Origin of the sequence: Microbacterium gilvum, from assembly GCF_039543865.1 — a bacterium.
Taxonomy (GTDB): Bacteria; Actinomycetota; Actinomycetes; order Actinomycetales; family Microbacteriaceae; genus Microbacterium; species Microbacterium gilvum.
In genome coordinates, this window is record NZ_BAABKO010000005.1 from 164,549 (window position 1) to 181,120 (window position 16,572).

A 16,572-nucleotide genomic window follows, 5' to 3' on the forward strand; every position below is an offset into this window, starting at 1 on the left:
CATCACATGACCCGCTATTGCGTCATCGGGGCCGGCGCCGCCGGCATCTCCGCCCTCGCGGCTCTGCGCGCCGCCGGCCACGACGTCGACTGCTACGAGAAGACCGATCGGGTCGGGGGCCACTGGCACACCGACTACGACGCGCTGCACCTCATCACCTCGCGCGACATGACGCAGTTCGAGGGGTTCCCGATGCCCGAGCACTATCCGCACTTCCCGCGGCGCGACCAGGTGCGCGAGTACCTCGAGTCGTACGCACGGCACCACGGCCTGTACGACGTCATCCGGTTCGGCGTCGAGGTCCGCTCGGTCGTCCCCGTGGCCGCCGACGGCCCGGTCGGGTCCGACGGCTGGACCGTGACACTCGACACGGGGGAGTCCCTCCGATACGACGGCGTGCTCGTGGCGAACGGGCACCTGTGGGACCAGCGGATTCCCGATATCGCGTCGTCCTTCACCGGCCGGCAGGTGCACTCCGGCTCCTACCGGAGCACGTCCGACATCGAGGGCGACCGCGTTCTCGTCGTCGGCGCGGGCAACTCGGGGTGCGACCTCGCGGTCGACGCCGCACAGCACCGGCTCGATGTCGACATCGTCATCCGCAGAGGCACCTACTTCCAGCCGAAGTCGTACTTCGGCGTCCCCCGTCAGGAGGTGCCGTGGATGGCGCAGTTCGCCCCGGATGAGCAGGATCTCATCGCGAGACTCCTCGCACGCGTGTCGATCGGGGAGTGGGACGCCTACCCCGGGATGCCGCGCCCGGAGCACAGGACTCTCGCCGACGGTGCGACCGTGGTCAACAGCCTGCTCCTGTACTGGGTCCAGCACGGGCGCGTCGCGATCCGGCCGGGCATCGATGCCATCGACGGCCGTCTCGTGCGATTCGAGGACGGCACGGAGAAGGAGTACGACACGATCCTGTGGGCGACCGGCTTCCACTCCAGCTTCCCGTTCCTCGACGACGCCCTCGTGCAGCGCCGACGGGGCGCACCGCTGCGCTACGGCGCTGGCGTCGTCCCGCAGGGGCTGGAGAAGCTCTACTACATCGGGATGGCCGCGCCACGCGGCCCGCAGATCCCGGTCTACGGCGTGCAGACGAAGCTCGCCCTGCGCATGATGGAACTGCACGAGCGGTCGGGCGGATTCGCCCCGGTCGCCGGCTATCTCGCCGGGCTGCAGGAGGCGGAGGATCGCATCGACATCGTGCGCGCGGTGTGGAACGAGCAGCTCGACGACACCCACCGGCTCCTCGACGCATTCGCGGCCGCGCGCACGGGCGAGCCGGTGGGGGCGGTGACGGCGGGCTGACCGAGAGGCGGCGCGGGGCTCAGGCGAGCCCTGCGCCGACCGCGAGGGCGACCGCCTCGGCGCGCGTGCCCACCCCGAGCTTGCGGTAGACCCGCGCGAGATGGAACTTCACGGTGTTCTCGCTGAGCGAGAGCGCCTCGGCGATCTGGCGGTTGCGCCGCCCCTGCGCGAGCAGGCGCAGCACCTCGTCCTCCCGCGGGGCCAGCCCCCACTCGGCGACGTCGACGGGCGATGGCGGGTCGAGCGGCAGCCGCACGTCGAGCTCGGACCCCCATCCGGGCACGCGGGTGAGCTCGGCGCCGCCTCCCAGCGATGCGGCCTTCGCCTGCGCCATGTGCAGCGCCGGCGCGTCGGCGTCGACCCCGCCGCGTCCGTCATCTCGCACGTTGACGAGCAGATTGCGGCCGTCGCAGTCCCACTGCACCCGCACGCGCGTGATGTCGTCCTGATCATTCATGGCGAGCACGGCGCTGCGGACGATCGCGCGCGCAGCGTGCGCGACCTCGCCAGGGAGGGCGCGCCCGTCGGCGGGCGGCTCGACGAACTCGATGTCGAGCCGCCCGTACTGCGTGAGCGGGCGCAGGTCCGCACGCAGCCGCCGGAAGGCTCCCGCGACCTGCTCCTCCGACACGGTGAGGAGCACATCGCTCGCCGTCTTCGTGCGCACGAGGGCGTCGGCGACGAGGTCGGCGACGGCGGTGCGCGCCCGGCGGTCGTCTATGGCGCGGCCGCGCAGCACCGCGAGGAACGACTCGAGGTCGGTGGCGTGGCGCTCGGTGAGCTCGGTCGTCACGCGCACGCGCTCCGCCGACACCGCGCGCGATTCGATGGGCTGCGACGGGTCGGCATGGCCGACGAGCTGCCGGATGTGCAGGGCCGTCGTCTCCCAGACGGTCTCCACGAGCTCGTCGACGGCCGCGTCCGCCGGGGAATCGGCGTCGCAGAGGACGAGGACCGCGCCGGTCGACGCCTCCCACGCGCGCACGTCGCGTTCGGCGCCGGCGATCACGGCGGTGCGCACGGGGTCTCCCGCTCGCAGGCGCCGGCGCACGTCGGCCATCTCGTGGATGGTCACGGCTTCCGTGATCCCCGCGTCGCCGGCCTTCTTCTGCGGACGCCCCGTGCAGTCCTCCGTGAAGATCACGAGCGCCCGGTGGGGGAGCATGGCGCGCAGGCCGTCGCTGAGCTTCTCGGCGACGCCGAGGAGCGGTGCGGTGGCGACGTCTCCGAACGCGCGGAGGAGTTCGACGGCGACGCGCGGGATGGTGGTCTCCATCGCGCCAGCGTACGTTCCGCCCACCCGTTCGGGTAGTGGATCGACCGTGTCGGGTGGTGCCGCGCCATCCGTCGGTCCCGCAGGATCGTCCTCATGGATGCCGTCGAGATCGCCGAACCGGACGTGCGGGCGGGGCTTCTGCTCGCCCGGCAGGAGCTGGCTGCGGCGCTCGCCGCAGTGGAGCCCTCGGCGGTCGCATCGGCGGCGAGGGCAGTCGCCGGGGCAGATCGCGTGTTCGTCTTCGGGCTGGGTCGCTCGGGCATCGCGCTCCGTGCGCTCGCGATGCGGCTCATGCACCTCGGGATCGAGACGCACGTCGTCGGCGAGACGACCGCGCCCGCGGTGCGGCCGGGCGACGTGCTCGTCGTGGCCTCCGGCTCGGGCACGACCGCCTCGGTCGTGCGGTCGACCGAGAAGGCCGCCTCCCTCGGCGTGCGCATCGTGGCGCTCACGGCCGCTCCGGGGTCGCCGCTCGCGTCCGCCTCCGACGTCGTAGTCGCCGTGCCGGCCGCGGTGAAGACAGATCATGGCGGCAGCGCGTCGCGCCAGTACGCCGGCAGCCTCTTCGAGCAGGCCGTGCTCGTCGTGGGCGACGCGCTCTTCCATGCGCTCTGGATGGCGTCGGGCACCTCTGCCGAGGAGCTGTGGACCCGTCACGCGAACCTCGAATGACCCCCGTTGAAAGGAACCCCCATGACCAAGCTGCAGGTCGCGATCGACCTCCTCACCACCGACGCCGCGCTCGACCTCGCGGGCCGCGTGGCGCCTCACGTCGACATCATCGAACTCGGGACGCCCCTCATCAAGCACGAGGGCCTCTCGGTCATCCGCGCCGTGAAGGACGCGCACCCCGACAAGACCGTGTTCGCCGACCTCAAGACGGCCGACGCGGGTGCGCTCGAGGCGCAGATCGCGTTCGACGCGGGTGCCGACCTCATCACGGTGCTCGGGACGGCCGACGACTCCACGATCGCCGGTGCCGTCGCCGTGGCGAAGGAGAAGGGCAAGGGCGTCGTCGTCGACCTCATCGGCGTCGCCGACAAAGCGGCTCGCGCCCGCGAGGTGCACGCCCTCGGCGCCGAGTTCGTGGAGTTCCACGCGGGCCTCGACGAGCAGGCGCAGCCCGGATTCAGCCTCGACACCCTCCTCGCGGCCGGCACGGCGTCGGATGTGCCGTTCTCAGTGGCGGGCGGCGTCGGCCCCGCCACGATCGACGCGGTCCGCTCCGCCGGTGCCCGCGTCGCGGTCGCGGGCGGGGCGATCTACGGGGCGGCAGACCCCGGCGCGGCGGCGGAGCAGCTGAAGGCCGCCCTCGTCTGAGCATCGGCGACGGATGGCTCTGCCGGGCGCGACCGGGGGCGCATAACCGCGCCCCCGGTCCGCTGTCAACGGCGTGCGGCCATCCGCCGCCGGCCGTAGCGTCGGATGGCATGACGCGGCCGCTGCCCTTCGACATCGCCCCCTGGAGCGTCGGCCTCTCCGGCGTCGACGCCGAGCGGATGGGGCACCGCGAGTCGGTGTTTGCCCTGTCGAACGGGCACATCGGATGGCGCGGCTCCCTCGACGAGGGCGAGCCCCTGGGCACGACCGGGGCCTTCCTCAACGGCGTGCACGAGGCCCATCCCATGCCGTATGCGGAGGACGGCTACGGGTATCCCGAGGAAGGGCAGAGCGTCGTCAACGTGGCCGACGGCCGCATCATCCGGCTGCTCGTCGACGACGAGCCGTTCGACGTCGGCAGCGGCGAGCTCGCCGTGCACGAGCAGCGGCTCGATCTGCGGGGCGGGGTCCTGCACCGCGACGTCACGTGGACGTCGCCGGCAGGCCGCACCGTGCGCATCGCGTCGACGCGTCTCGTCTCCTACGCCCATCGGGCCGTCGCCGCGGTGCGCTACACCGTGACAGCAGTCGACGGCGCCGCATCGGTCACGCTGCTGTCGGAGCTGGCCGCGAACGAGCCGATCCCGGGGCTCCACCCCGACGACCGGGTGCAGGCGGCCCTCGATCGGCCGTTCGTGAGCGTCGACCACCATGCGATCGGAACGACCGCGACACTCGTGCACCGCACGCGGCGCAGCGGGATCGCGGTCGCCGTCGCGATGGACCACGTCGTCTCGCCCGCTGTCGATCAGCGCGTCGAGACGTCGCCCGACCTCGCCCGCACCACCATCGCCATCCGCCTGGGTGCGGGCGAGCATCTCGAGGTCGTGAAGCTCGTCGGGCACGCCTGGTCGGCCGACGCCGCGCCGGACGCGCTGCGCGATCGGGCGGAGGGCGCCGTCGCCGACGCGGCGCGAGCCGGATGGGGAGACCTCGTCGCCGGGCAGCGCGCGGCGCTCGACGACTACTGGCAGTGCGCCGACGTCGTCGTCGACGGGCAGCCCCGTCTTCAGCAGGCCGTGCGGTTCGCGCTGTTCCATGTCTTCCAGGCGTCCGCGCGGATCGAGAGCCGATCGGTCCCCGGCAAGGGACTCACGGGGGCGGGCTACCAGGGGCACACGTTCTGGGACTTCGAGGCGTTCGTGCTCCCCGTGCTGACGGCGACCGCGCCAGACGCCGCCGCGCAGGCGCTCCGATGGCGCCACGCGGGGCTCGACGCCGCGCGGGCGCGGGCGCGGCAGCTGCGTCTGGCGGGGGCCGCCTTCCCCTGGCGGACGATCGACGGGACGGAGTCGTCCGGCTACTGGCCGGCGAGCACCGCGGCATTCCACGTCGGCGCCGACATCGCGGCCGCCGCGATGCACCACGTGCAGGCGACGGGCGACGCCGCGTTCGAACGCGACATCGCCCTGGAGCTGCTCGTCGAGACGGCACGGCTGTGGATGTCGCTCGGGCACCGCGGTGCCGACGGGCGATTCCACATCGACGGCGTCACGGGGCCGGATGAGTACTCCGCGCTCGTCGACGACAACGTCTACACGAACCTGCTCGCCGCGCGGAACCTCGCCGGCGCAGCCGACGCGGCGGAGCGTCATCCCGCCGCCGCGGGCGCGCTCGGGGTGGGCGAGGACGAGTCGAGCAGGTGGCGCTCCGCGGCCGGCGACATGGCGGTCCCGTTCGACGAGAGCCGCGGCGTGCACGCGCAGTCGGCGGGTTTCACCGATCGGAAGCGGTGGGACTTCGCCGCGCGCGATCCGTACCCGTTGCAGGACAACCACCCCTATGTCGAGCTGTACCGCACGCAGGTCGTCAAGCAGGCGGATCTCGTGCTGGCGCTCGTGTTCGCGCACGACGCCTTCACGCCGGAGGAGAAGGCGGCTGCGTTCGCCTACTACGAGCCGCTCACGGTGCGCGATTCATCGCTGTCGGCCGCTGCGCAGTCCGTGATCGCGGCGGAGCTCGGGTACCTGGAGCGGGCAGCGGACTACCTCGCCGAGACGGCGCTCATCGACCTCGACGACCTGCAGGGCGATACCGCGCTCGGCGTCCACCTCGCCGCCCTCGCCGGCGTGTGGATGGCCGTGGTCGCGGGGTTCGGCGGGTTCCGCGACGGGGCCGACGGGATCGCCTTCGCCCCGCGGCTGCCGCCCGACGTCGACCTGCTCGCCTTCGGCATCCGCGTGCAGGGACGCACCCTGCGGCTCGAGGTCGAGGCCGACCGCACCGTCTACCGGCTGACGGGCGGCGGCGTCCCTCTCACGGTGCGCCACTTCGGCGAGCCGATCGTCGTCGAACCCGAGCGGCCGATCGAGGCGGCGACACCGCCGCTGCGGGAGACGGGGCCGGCGCCGTCTCCGCCGCCCGGTCGCGAGCCGCGCGGGTTCCGCGACGCGCTCGCGGGGTGACGGCACGTTAGCCTGCTGGGCGAGGAGGCCCGATGGAGTCGATCTGGACGCCGGGAAGCCGCCGACGGCGGGAGCAGCCGATCGTGTCGGTGCGGGCGGCCGACGACGCACCGGTGCCCGGACGGCGGTGGCCGGCGAGTATCCCGGCCGTGCGACAGCTGCTGCGCGACGGCCTCGAGCTCGACCCCGGCGTGACGTTCCTCGTCGGCGAGAACGGCAGCGGGAAGTCGACGATCGTGGAGGGGATCGCGATCGCCTACGGCCTCTCGCCCGAGGGCGGATCGCGCCAGGCGATGCACAGCACGCGCCCGACGGAGTCGCCGCTGTCGGATTGGATCCACGTGCGCCGCGGCATCGGCGCGAGCAGATGGGGCTTCTTCCTCCGCGCCGAGACGATGCACTCGTTCTACACGTACCTCGAGGAGAACCCCTCGACGGGGGTGCCCGATACGCCGTTCCATGAGATGAGCCACGGGGAGTCGTTCCTCGCGCTGCTCGACAGCCGTTTCGACGAGCCGGGCTTCTACTGCCTCGACGAGCCAGAGGCCGCCCTGTCGTTCTCCTCCACGCTGACCCTCATCGCCGTGCTCCAGCGCATCGCGCAGGAGGGAGGCCAGGTGCTGTGCGCGACCCACTCTCCCGTGCTCGCCGCGTTGCCGGGTGCCCGCATCCTCGAGGTCGGGGAGTGGGGCGTCCGGCCGGCGGAGTGGGAGGACCTCGAGCTCGTGCACCACTGGCGCTCGTTCCTCGACAGCCCGCCGCGATACCTCCGGCACCTGCTCGGCTGAGCAGGCGCCGGCCGTCAGCCGCGGACGAGCTGCTGCAGCACCCAGGCGTTGCCGTCGGGGTCTGCGAAGCGCACGAAGCGGCCCCAGGGCTGCTCGTCGACGCCGTCGGCCTCGATGCCGCGCTCGGTCAGGTAGGCGAGCGCGGCATCCGCGTCGTCGACGACGAGCTGCACGTTGCGCAGCGTGCCGGGTTCGTCGCCCGAGATGCCGTCGCCGAACGCGATCGAGCACGCCGACCCAGGCGGCGTGACCTGCACGAACCGCAGCGCGTCGTGCACGCGCTGATCGTGGTCGATGTTCCAGCCGAGGGTGTCGCCGTAGAACGCGACGGCGCGGTCGGTGTCGGAGACGGGGACGAAGACGAGCTCGATGCGGAAATCCATGAGGGCCTCTTCTCTCTCGCCCCGAACCTACGGCGGATCGGCCTTCCGCGGAACGGGCTTCTGCGCCCGCCCTCGTCGGGCGGCCGCGAATCACATCCGGTATTCCCCCGTCAAGGGCCGTTCCTGAGAGCGGCGAAGTGCTTTCGCGCGCATATACTTCCCGGGCGGGCGGACCCGACGCCCGTGTGATCAGCGTCGCCGGGGTGCTCTGCACGGGGGCTGGAGGCGCGATCGCAGCCACCTGCCCGGAAGATCCGCATGCCCCTCACTGCCGTCGCTCAGCGCCCCACGACGACCCTCGCCGATGCCGCCCACGAGAGGCTCGCGGAGGAGATCCTGTCCGGCCGATTCGCCGAGGGGGAGACGCTCGACCTCGCCGGCCTGGCCGACCAGCTCGGGATTTCGCGGATGCCCGTGCGCGAGGCGTGCGTGAGGCTCGCGGCCGACGGTCTCGTCGAGATCGAGCCGAGCCGCTGGACGCGGGTCGCGCACGTCACGGCGAAGACACGGGAGGACGCGCGTCAGCTGCTCGCCAACCTCCTCGGCATGATGCTCTGGATGGCGCTGCCCGTGGTCGAGGGTGCCGACCGGCTCGCGGCGCACTCCTCCGATCTCCGCGAGGCCGAGGCGGGGGACGAGCTCCTCGAGACGCTGCGCGCGCTTGCGGCCGACCTGGTGGAGCTCGCGGGGAACGACCCTCTCGCGCGCATCTGGCGCGACACCGAGCGGACCATCCGGTACCACCTGCGCGACGGGGTCGTGCCCGTTCGCCGCCGGCAGTCGGCGCTCGCCGACGCCCTCGACGCGAAGGACCCCGAGCGCGCCGCACGCGCCGTGCGCGGGATCTGCGGCTGACGCCCGGGTCGAGCGGATCTGTACGCTTGTACGCATCCCTTCGATCCGAGAGCGCACTTCCGTGACCCGCAGCATCCTCCGGCGCCGCAACGCGCTCTTCGTCCTGTTCTTCCTGCCCGGAATCGGCATCGCCTCGTGGGTCACCCGCACGCCCGAGGTGCGCGAGCTGGTCGGGGCGCGCACCGACCAGATGGGCTACATCCTCTTCGGGTTGTCGATCGGGTCGATGATCGGCATCCTCAGCTCCGCCGTGCTCGTCGCGCGCCTCGGCACGCGCATCGTCATCGCCGCGGGCACGGCGAGCGCAGCGCTCGGCGTCGCGACGGTGGGCGCGGGAGCGTTCCTCGGGGACGGCGTCGTCGTCGCCATCGGCCTCGGTCTCTTCGGGCTCGGGATGGGCGGGGGAGAGGTCGCGCTCAATGTCGAGGGCGCCGAGGTCGAGCGCGCCATCGGCCGCTCGGTGATGCCGCTCATGCACGGCTTCTTCAGCCTCGGGACGGTCGTCGGCGCCGTCGTCGGGATGCTCCTCACCGCTGTCGCCTTCCCCGTCTGGATCCACCTCGTCGTCGTGGGCGCCCTCATCGCCGTCGTGCTCGTCGCCGCCGTCCGGGCCATCCCCGGCGGAAACGGGCGGAGCGTCGGGACGGCGGAGCGGGCACCGCGGCCGGCCGTGTGGAAGGACCCCGGACTGCTGCTCGTCGGCGGGGTCATCCTCGCTCTCGCGATGGCCGAGGGGAGCGCCAACGACTGGCTGCCGATCCTCATGGTCGACGGCCACGGCTTCGACGAGGCGCTCGCCGCCGCCGTCTACGCGGTGTTCGCGGCGGCGATGACGCTCGGCCGCTTCGTCGGCGGGTGGTTCGTCGACCGCTTTGGCCGTGCCGCCGTGCTCGGCGGCAGCGCGCTCCTCGGGGCGATCGGGCTCGCCGTCGTGATCTTCGTCGACAGCCAGGTCGGGGCCGCCGCCGCCGTCATCCTGTGGGGGATCGGCGCCTCGCTCGGCTTCCCCGTCGCGCTCTCGGCGGCGGGCGACTCGGGTGACCCGTCCGAGACCGCGGCGCGTGTGTCGTTCGCGGCGACGATCGGCTACATCGCGTTCCTCGTGGGCCCGCCCGTCCTGGGAGTGCTCGGCGAGCACTACGGGCTGCGCGCGGCCATGATCGTCGTCCTCGCTCTGGTCGCCGTCGCGATCTTCCTCGCTCCCGCCGCCCGCACCCCGGCCGAGCGGATGTCCGCGCGCCGCTGAGCCGGTCAGCCGGAGGGGCGCGCCCGTCGGGCCGCGATGGCAGGGGCGATCCGGTCGAGGTGGTTCCGGATGAGGGCGGAGAAGTCGATCCTCCCACCGGTCACCACCCACTGGAGCTGGAGGCCGTCGCTGACCGCGATGCACTCGCGGGCGAGGGCGCGGTAGTCGATGTCGCGCCGCAGCGCGCCCGCCTCGGCTTCCGCGTCGAACAGTCCGGCGATGTCCTCGACCACCCGCTCGTAGCGCCGGGCGAAGAGCTCGTGGGCGGGGCTGGAGGGGTCCGCGGTCTCCGCGGAGACGAGCACGAAGAGGTCGATCAGCCCGGGGTCGGCGGCGAACGTGTCGGCGATGGACTGCAGCAGTCGCAGCGTGCGCGTGCCATCCGGCTCTCCCTCGGCGGCTTCCGCGATCTGCTGGGCGACGTCGAACCGGTGTTCGACGATCGCGAGGAGGAGATGCTGCTTGGTCGGGAAGTGGTGGGTGAGGCCCGGCGTGGTCACCCCGACCTCGCGAGCGATCTCCGCGAGGGACGTCTGGGAGTAGCCGGCGTCCGAGAAGCGCCGGGCGGCGACGGCGAGGATCCGCTGACGTCGTTCGACCCCCACCGCATAGGGGCCCCGCTTGGATCCGCCTTCTCCCACCCGACCAGGGTAGAGCGATGGTCGCCACCCGAAAAACTTGCACCTAAGGTTTTCGCCGTCTAGGCTCCAGGTGCGCCACGTCCCGACCGGCGCCTGCGAAGGAGCACGTCATGGCCGAGCACCGCTGCCGTCAACTGCGCGTGGAGCACGCGATCCGACCGAGAGCGGTCGACGCCGATGCGCCGCGGTTCTCGTGGATCGCCGACCACGGGCAGACCGCCTACCGCATCGAGGTCTCCGACAGCGCGGGCGAGACGGTGTGGGACTCGGGTCGTGTGCAGAGCGCCGAGACGTCGCTCATCGCGTACGCGGGAACGCCGCTCACCGCCCTCGAGGACTACCGGTGGCAGGTGACGAGCTGGTCGGGGGAGCGGGACGCCCTGGTCGGCCGGTCGGAATTCGGCACAGCCCCCGATCTGACACGGTGGGGCGCCTCGTGGATCCAGCCCGTGCAGGAGCATGCGCTGGTGGAGCGGTGGACGCTGCAGGACTGGATCCGCGGCGCGGGGCCGGACTCCGATCCGGAGGACCGCCTTCGCCCTGTCCAGCTGATCCGGCAGGCGTTCACACTCGCAGAGACGCCCGTCAGGGCGCGTCTCCTCATGACGGCGGAGGGCGTGTACTCCGCCTGGCTGGGCGGTGCCGCTGTCGGTGACGAGGTGCTCGCCCCGGGCTACGACAGCTACGGACGCCGCATCAGCGTGCAGACCTACGACGTCGGGGCGGACCTCGTGCCGGGCGAGAACGTCCTCGCGGTCGCCCTGGCCGATGGATGGTGGGCAGGGCGCATCGGCCTCACGGGATCCAGCGCGCAGTTCGGCGACCGCACGGCGCTCACCTGGGAGCTCCATCTCGCGTTCGAGGACGGCCGCCGCGACGTCATCCGCTCGAGCGCCCGGAGCCGGAGCGCGCCCGGGCCCTGGAGCTATGCGGATCTGTTCGTGGGCGAGAAGTACGACGCACGTCGCGCGCTCGACTGGACGTCGAGCTCGTTCGACGACAGCGGATGGGCGCCCGTCGTCGACCGCGGCGCGGACGTCGCGCGACTCGTCCCGTTCCGAGGCGAGCCGATCCGACGGGTCGCCGAGCTGCCGGCCGTGTCGACGACCCCGACGCCGGAGGGATGGATCGTCGACTTCGGGCAGGTGATCGCCGGACGCGTGCGCCTGAGCATCCCGGTCGTCGATGCGGGTTCCGAGGTCCGCATCGAGCACACCGAGACGCTCGACGCGGACGAGAACTGGTTCGCGAACATCGTGGGCATCAACAAGGAGCAGACCGACGTCTACGTCTCCGACGGCGCCGCGGCGGTGTGGGAGCCGGAGTTCACGTTCCATGGCTTCCGGTACGCACGCATCCGCGGGCTCGACCGCGTGCAGACGGACGACGCCGTAGCGGTCGTGATCGCCAGCGATCTCGAGTACACGGGCAGGTTCACGACGTCGGACGCCCGCCTGAACCGCCTCCACGAGAACGTCGTCTGGAGTCAGCGGGGGAACTTCCTCTCGGTGCCGACCGACTGCCCTCAGCGCGAACGGGCCGGATGGACGGGAGAGATGCAGGTCTTCGCCCCCGCCGCGACGAACAACGCGAGAGTGCTCCCCTTCATCTCCCGATGGCTCGACAACCTCCGGGCGGACCAGCTCCCCGACGGGCGCGTGCCGATCTTCTCCCCGCGCTCGCCCTTCGACGAGGAAGCAGCCGAGACGGGGCAGGGCTTCGGATCCATCGTCGCCGCGGCGGGGTGGAGCGACGCGATCGTCGCCGTGCCGTGGACGCTGTACGAACGCACGGGAGACGTCCGGATCCTCGAGGAGAACCTCCCCGCGATGCTCGCGTGGATCGACTATCAGACTCGCACCGCCGCGGAAGAGCTGCCTCCGTCGCTGCAGGCAGTCGAGCTCGCCTCCGAGCGCCGTCGGCGACAGGCGCTGCTCTACAACACGGGCGAGCACTTCGGCGACTGGCTGACTCCCTCGACGATGGCGGGCAGGCCGACCCACGAAGCGATCGGCATCGCCCCGGCGCTCACCTCGGAGCTGGTCGCGCCGATGTTCCAGGCGCACAGCCTCACGCTCGCCGCACGCATCGCCGGCGTCCTGCGCGAACCGGTGATGCAGGCGGAGCTCGGCGACCGCGCCGCGCGGGTGCGTGCCGCGTTCGTCGCCGAGTACGTCGGCGACGACGGCTCGCTGCCTGTCGAGCTGCAGGGGATGTACGCGCTCGCGCTCGGTCTCGACATGCTCCCTCCGGGACGACGGCGGGCCGCCGGCGACCGGCTCGCGCACCTCGTGCGCGCGAACGGCGGCCGGCTCGACACGGGATTCCTGTCGATGCCCTACCTGCTCGACGCGCTGTGGGACAGCGGTCATCGCGACCTCGCCCGTGTCGTGCTCTGGCAGGCCGAGGCCCCCTCGTGGCTCTACGAGGTCGACAACGGGGCGACCACGATCTGGGAGACCTGGGATGGCGTCGCCCCGGATGGCACGATCCGCGAGATGTCTTTCAACCACTACGCGTTCGGCTGCGTCGACGACTGGCTGTTCCGCAGGCTGGCCGGCATCGCACCGACGTCCCCGGGCTGGCGGACGGCCCGCATCGAACCGGATCTCGCCTGCGGGCTCGACGTCGTCGATGCCGCGGTCGACACCCCCTACGGGCCGATCGCGGTCCGCTGGGAGCGTCGCGCGGAGCCGGCGAGCATCCATGTCGACATCCCCTTCGGAGTCGACGCGCAGCTCGTCCTCGCCGACCGCTCCGTCCCGCTCGCGCCGGGGCGCAACGCCATCCCCGTCGTCGACCTCGCACCGGCGATCGCCCTCTGACCCGCCCCTCCCTTCTCACCCGTTCGTTCAAAGGAGAACACCCGTGTCCCGCATCGTCACATCCGTCCATCGGACATCCGTCGGAGCGCAGGGGAAGCCGAAGCTCGGCTTCCTCCTCCTGCTCGCCGCCGCCGTCGCATCCGCCAACGGCGCGCTGCTCGCGATGGCCATCCTCACACTGTCCCTGAAGGCCTCGGAGATCGACGCCGAGGGCGCGACGACGGTGCTGTCGATCGTCGTCGGCATCGGCAGCCTGTTCTCGCTCGTCGGCTATCCCGTGATCGGGCGGCTGAGCGACCGCACGCTCGCCCGCATCGGGCGCCGCCGCCCGTACCTGTTCACGGGTGCGGCGCTCTTCGCCGCAGGCGCCGCCGTCACGGTCGTCGCATCGACGGTGCCGGTGCTCACGGCGGGGTACGTCATCACGACCCTCGGGTTCGTGAGCGCGCTCGTCGGCGCGACGGCGCTCGTCCCCGATCAGGTCGCTGCGGAGCATCGCGGCCCGGCGTCGGCCATGCTCGGGCTCGGCGCGCCGATCGGCGCTCTGCTCGGGATCCTCCTCGCCACCCTCATGCAGCCGAACCTCGTCGCCATGATCCTGCTGCCGTCGGGCGTCGCCGTCGCGGCCGTGCTCGCCCTCGCCCTCGCCGTGTCGGACGAGGCGATCACACGCGATCAGCGGCCGTCGTTCTCGGCGCGCGAGTTCCTCGGCACGTTCTGGGTGAACCCGTTCCGCCACGCGGCGTACGGCTGGGCGTGGTGGAGCCGCCTCATGATCTTCTTCGGCGTCGCCGCGGTCAACGCCTATCAGGCGTTCTACCTGATCATGGTGCACCACATCGATCCGCTGACGGTCGGCACGTCCATCCTCATCGGCGGCGTCATCTCGACCGGGCTGTCGATGGTGTTCGCGCCGCTGCTCGCCAAGCTCTCCGACCGCGTCGGGCGCCGCAAGCCGTTCGTCATCGCCTCGGCGATCGTCTTCGCCGTCGGCCTGGGCGTGGTCGCGACCGCGACGACGTACGCGATGTTCCTCGTCGCCCTCGCCATCATCGGCATCGGGCAGGGCGTCTACTTCGCCGTCGACTACGCGCTGATCATGGAGGTGCTGCCCGACCCGCAGAACCCCGCCAAGGACCTCGGCATCATGAACCTCGCGAGCTCGCTGCCGTCGTCGATCGTCCCCGCCGTCGCGCCCGCCCTGCTCGCGATCGGCGCGAGCGCGGCGAACCCGCAGAACTTCACGAGCCTGTTCCTCGCGGGCACCGCGGCCGCGGTCCTCGGAGCGCTCCTCATCCTGCCCATCAAGGGAGTCCGGTGAGCTGACGCGCCCTCGCCACCGGACGCGCGACGCCTGCACGGCGTCGCGCGTCCGGCGGCGGACAAATCCCATGGGCGTTTGGATTTTCGCCCGTCGTCTCGTACGCTCTGAAAAACCAACGGTGTTGTGAATTTCGGAGGCGATGATGCTGGTACCCGCATTCCCCTCGGTCTCGGTGCTGGCGAGCGAGGAGCCGACGACGCCCGGTCGACGAGGGCCGTACCGGAAGACGGTGCTGACGCGCGAGGCCATCCTGAGCGCGGCCATGGACGTCTTCGCCACCCGCGGCTACCGCGCCGGCTCGATGCGCGAGATCGCCGAGCGCGTGGGGATGGATCAGACGAGCATCCTCCATCACTACCCCACCAAGGCCGCGCTCCTGCTCGCGGTCATGGAGGAGCGCGACCGCCGCGCGGACGAGCTCATCGAAGCCGAGCATCCCCAGTCCCTCCGCGACGTGCCGGAGGCGTTCCTCGCCCTGGCGCGCAGCAATGTCGCCACCCCCGGCGTGATCCAGCTCTACAGCGTGCTCGCCGCCGAGTCGGTGACGCCCGACCATCCTCTCGGCGACTACTTCCGCGACCGCATCGCGCGGGTGCGCACGGGCTTCGCCGCGTGGTTCGCCGAGCTCGACGCGGAGGGGCTTCTCCGCGACGGCGTCGATCCCGCGTTCGCGGCGTCGTCGTTCCTCGCCCTCTGGGAGGGCGCGCAGCTCCACGGCCTCATCGACGGCTCCGGCGGCGACGTCACGGAGACCCTCTCCCGCTACCTGCGTCTCGTCGTGCGCGACGAGGCGTTCCCCGCCATCCCCGCGACGAAGAAGAAGGACGACGTTGTCGAATAAGCAGACCCCCGGGCTGACGAACGCCCCCGCCCTCCAGGACCGCCTCACGGAGGGCAACGTCACGCTCGCAGGCACCTCGCTGTCGCGCTTCAACTGGCGCCTCGCGGTGGCGCTGCTGCTGGGCGGGATCCTGTGGATCGCTCCGTACGTCGGAAGCATCGGCGTGCTCATGCCCGCCCTCGTCGCGCAGATCGCCCCCGACGACAAGGTCGCGCTCGTGAGCGTGATGGGCATCGCGGGTGCGCTCCTCTCGCTCGTGTCGAACGTCGTCTTCGGCGCGCTCTCCGACGCGACCCGCACGCGGTTCGGCGCCCGCGCCCCGTGGATCGTCGGCGGCGCCCTCGCGTCGGCCGCATCGCTGTACGCCTTCAGCACCGCCGACTCCGTGCCGACGCTCATCCTCTGGTGGTGCGTCTACATGACGGTGCTCAACGCGATCATCGCGCCCATGGTCGCCGAGATCGCCGACCGCGTGCCCGAGAAGTACCGCGGCACCGTCTCGTCGATCTACGGGGTGGGGATGCTCGTCGGCGCCACCGGCGCGTCGATCGTGGCCGCCGGCTTCGTCGGCGACCCGGGCGCCGGCATCGTCCTGTTCACGATCGCCACCGTGCTGTCGGCCGTCGTCTTCGTCGCGATCGCGCCGCGCACGTCGAACCTCGATGCAGCGCGCACCCGGGTCACCGCGGGTGCCCTCGTCCGCAGCTTCCGACCGCCGACGAAGGGCGCGCGCGACTTCTACCTCGCACTGTTCGGCAAGTTCTTCCTCGTGGCCGGCACCTTCGCGGTGTCGAACTACCAGCTCTACATCCTCACGGACTACATCCGCCTCGATGAGGCCGGCACCGCGGAGGTCATCGCCGTCAACGGCACGATCTCGCTCGTCACGGGTCTCGTCTTCGGCTTCGCCTCCGGACCGATCTCCGATCGTCTCGGCCGCCGGAAGCCCTTCGTCGTGACGGCCGCCCTCATCGTCGCGGTGGGCATGCTGTTCCCGTTCCTCGTGCCGGCGGCGTGGGCCATGATCGCCTACGCCGTGTTCGCGGGCGTCGGCGGCGGCGTGTTCAACTCGGTGGATCAGGCGCTCAACGTCGACGTCCTGCCCGACAAGGAGTCGGCCGCGAAGGACCTCGGCATCCTCAACATCGCGAACTCCGGCGGGCAGATCCTCGGCCCCGTCGTGATGTCGGTGATCGTCACCGCGACGGGCGGATACCAGGCGGGGTTCATCGCGGGCATGATCATGCTCGTGCTCGCCGGAGCGCTCATCATCCCCATCCGCAGCGTGCGCTGAGAGGCG

Annotated in this window: 14 protein-coding genes; 11 read left to right on the plus strand and 3 right to left on the minus strand. The window is 71.8% G+C overall.

Features of this window, described 5'->3' with window-relative positions; genetic code table 11:
* Positions 1-6 precede the first annotated feature (6 nt).
* Positions 7-1,308, plus strand: coding sequence for a flavin-containing monooxygenase (locus tag ABD998_RS13895; protein ID WP_345440203.1), 1,302 nt, complete (start codon positions 7-9; stop codon positions 1,306-1,308).
* Positions 1,309-1,327: 19 nt separating this feature from the next.
* Here the strand turns inward: ABD998_RS13895 and ABD998_RS13900 are convergent, their stop codons facing one another.
* On the minus strand, positions 1,328-2,584 hold the full coding sequence (locus ABD998_RS13900; RefSeq protein WP_345440206.1) for a helix-turn-helix transcriptional regulator: 1,257 nt from the start codon (positions 2,582-2,584) through the stop codon (positions 1,328-1,330).
* Between the two features lie 93 nt (positions 2,585-2,677).
* Between ABD998_RS13900 and hxlB the strand changes: the two genes are divergently transcribed.
* The 4 genes from hxlB to ABD998_RS13920 all read left to right on the plus strand — a co-directional run bounded on the left by hxlB (position 2,678) and on the right by ABD998_RS13920 (position 7,157).
* Positions 2,678-3,256, plus strand: coding sequence for a 6-phospho-3-hexuloisomerase (hxlB, locus tag ABD998_RS13905; protein ID WP_345440209.1), 579 nt, complete (start codon positions 2,678-2,680; stop codon positions 3,254-3,256).
* 21 nt (positions 3,257-3,277) lie between these two features.
* On the plus strand, positions 3,278-3,904 hold the full coding sequence (hxlA, locus tag ABD998_RS13910; RefSeq protein ID WP_345440212.1) for a 3-hexulose-6-phosphate synthase: 627 nt from the start codon (positions 3,278-3,280) through the stop codon (positions 3,902-3,904).
* 110 nt (positions 3,905-4,014) lie between these two features.
* Positions 4,015-6,369, plus strand: a complete 2,355-nt coding sequence (locus ABD998_RS13915) for a glycoside hydrolase family 65 protein (RefSeq protein ID WP_345440215.1) — start codon at positions 4,015-4,017, stop codon at positions 6,367-6,369.
* A gap of 32 nt (positions 6,370-6,401) precedes the next feature.
* On the plus strand, positions 6,402-7,157 hold the full coding sequence (locus ABD998_RS13920; RefSeq protein WP_345440218.1) for an AAA family ATPase: 756 nt from the start codon (positions 6,402-6,404) through the stop codon (positions 7,155-7,157).
* Positions 7,158-7,171: 14 nt separating this feature from the next.
* On the opposite strand, the gene ABD998_RS13925 is transcribed toward ABD998_RS13920, so the two are convergent.
* Entirely contained in the window at positions 7,172-7,540 is a 369-nt protein-coding gene (locus ABD998_RS13925) for a glyoxalase superfamily protein (protein ID WP_345440221.1), read from the minus strand.
* 258 nt (positions 7,541-7,798) lie between these two features.
* Here ABD998_RS13925 and ABD998_RS13930 point away from each other — a divergent pair, with 258 nt between their 5' ends.
* Positions 7,799-8,395 carry a GntR family transcriptional regulator gene (locus tag ABD998_RS13930; protein ID WP_345440224.1) on the plus strand — a complete coding sequence of 199 codons (597 nt, stop codon included), beginning with the start codon at positions 7,799-7,801 and terminating at the stop codon, positions 8,393-8,395.
* 61 nt (positions 8,396-8,456) lie between these two features.
* Positions 8,457-9,641, plus strand: a complete 1,185-nt coding sequence (locus tag ABD998_RS13935; RefSeq protein WP_345440227.1) for an MFS transporter — start codon at positions 8,457-8,459, stop codon at positions 9,639-9,641.
* 5 nt (positions 9,642-9,646) lie between these two features.
* Here ABD998_RS13935 and ABD998_RS13940 read toward each other — a convergent pair whose 3' ends face one another.
* Positions 9,647-10,282, minus strand: a complete 636-nt coding sequence (locus ABD998_RS13940; protein ID WP_345440230.1) for a TetR/AcrR family transcriptional regulator — start codon at positions 10,280-10,282, stop codon at positions 9,647-9,649.
* A gap of 110 nt (positions 10,283-10,392) precedes the next feature.
* On the opposite strand from ABD998_RS13940, the gene ABD998_RS13945 reads away from it, so the two are divergent.
* From ABD998_RS13945 to ABD998_RS13960, 4 genes are all read left to right on the plus strand, one after another.
* The gene (locus tag ABD998_RS13945) at positions 10,393-13,107 is read left to right on the plus strand and encodes a family 78 glycoside hydrolase catalytic domain (protein WP_345440233.1); all 2,715 of its coding nucleotides are present in this window, start codon (positions 10,393-10,395) and stop codon (positions 13,105-13,107) included.
* Positions 13,108-13,150: 43 nt separating this feature from the next.
* Complete coding sequence (locus ABD998_RS13950; protein WP_345440235.1) at positions 13,151-14,428, plus strand: MFS transporter; 1,278 nt, start codon at positions 13,151-13,153, stop codon at positions 14,426-14,428.
* 145 nt (positions 14,429-14,573) lie between these two features.
* Complete coding sequence (locus ABD998_RS13955; protein WP_345440238.1) at positions 14,574-15,272, plus strand: TetR/AcrR family transcriptional regulator; 699 nt, start codon at positions 14,574-14,576, stop codon at positions 15,270-15,272.
* Positions 15,262-16,566, plus strand: coding sequence for an MFS transporter (locus ABD998_RS13960; protein WP_345440241.1), 1,305 nt, complete (start codon positions 15,262-15,264; stop codon positions 16,564-16,566). Before ABD998_RS13955 ends, ABD998_RS13960 begins: the two co-directional genes overlap by 11 nt.
* Positions 16,567-16,572 lie beyond the last annotated feature (6 nt).

Coding starts and splice junctions, on each gene's coding strand:
- ABD998_RS13955 (WP_345440238.1), top strand. CDS start 14,574: ATGCTGGTACCCGCATTCCCCTCGGTCTCGGTGCTGGCGAGCGAGGAG.
- ABD998_RS13945 (WP_345440233.1), top strand. CDS start 10,393: ATGGCCGAGCACCGCTGCCGTCAACTGCGCGTGGAGCACGCGATCCGA.
- ABD998_RS13895 (WP_345440203.1), top strand. CDS start 7: ATGACCCGCTATTGCGTCATCGGGGCCGGCGCCGCCGGCATCTCCGCC.
- hxlA (WP_345440212.1), top strand. CDS start 3,278: ATGACCAAGCTGCAGGTCGCGATCGACCTCCTCACCACCGACGCCGCG.
- ABD998_RS13915 (WP_345440215.1), top strand. CDS start 4,015: ATGACGCGGCCGCTGCCCTTCGACATCGCCCCCTGGAGCGTCGGCCTC.
- hxlB (WP_345440209.1), top strand. CDS start 2,678: ATGGATGCCGTCGAGATCGCCGAACCGGACGTGCGGGCGGGGCTTCTG.
- ABD998_RS13920 (WP_345440218.1), top strand. CDS start 6,402: ATGGAGTCGATCTGGACGCCGGGAAGCCGCCGACGGCGGGAGCAGCCG.
- ABD998_RS13900 (WP_345440206.1), bottom strand. CDS start 2,584: ATGGAGACCACCATCCCGCGCGTCGCCGTCGAACTCCTCCGCGCGTTC.
- ABD998_RS13930 (WP_345440224.1), top strand. CDS start 7,799: ATGCCCCTCACTGCCGTCGCTCAGCGCCCCACGACGACCCTCGCCGAT.
- ABD998_RS13925 (WP_345440221.1), bottom strand. CDS start 7,540: ATGGATTTCCGCATCGAGCTCGTCTTCGTCCCCGTCTCCGACACCGAC.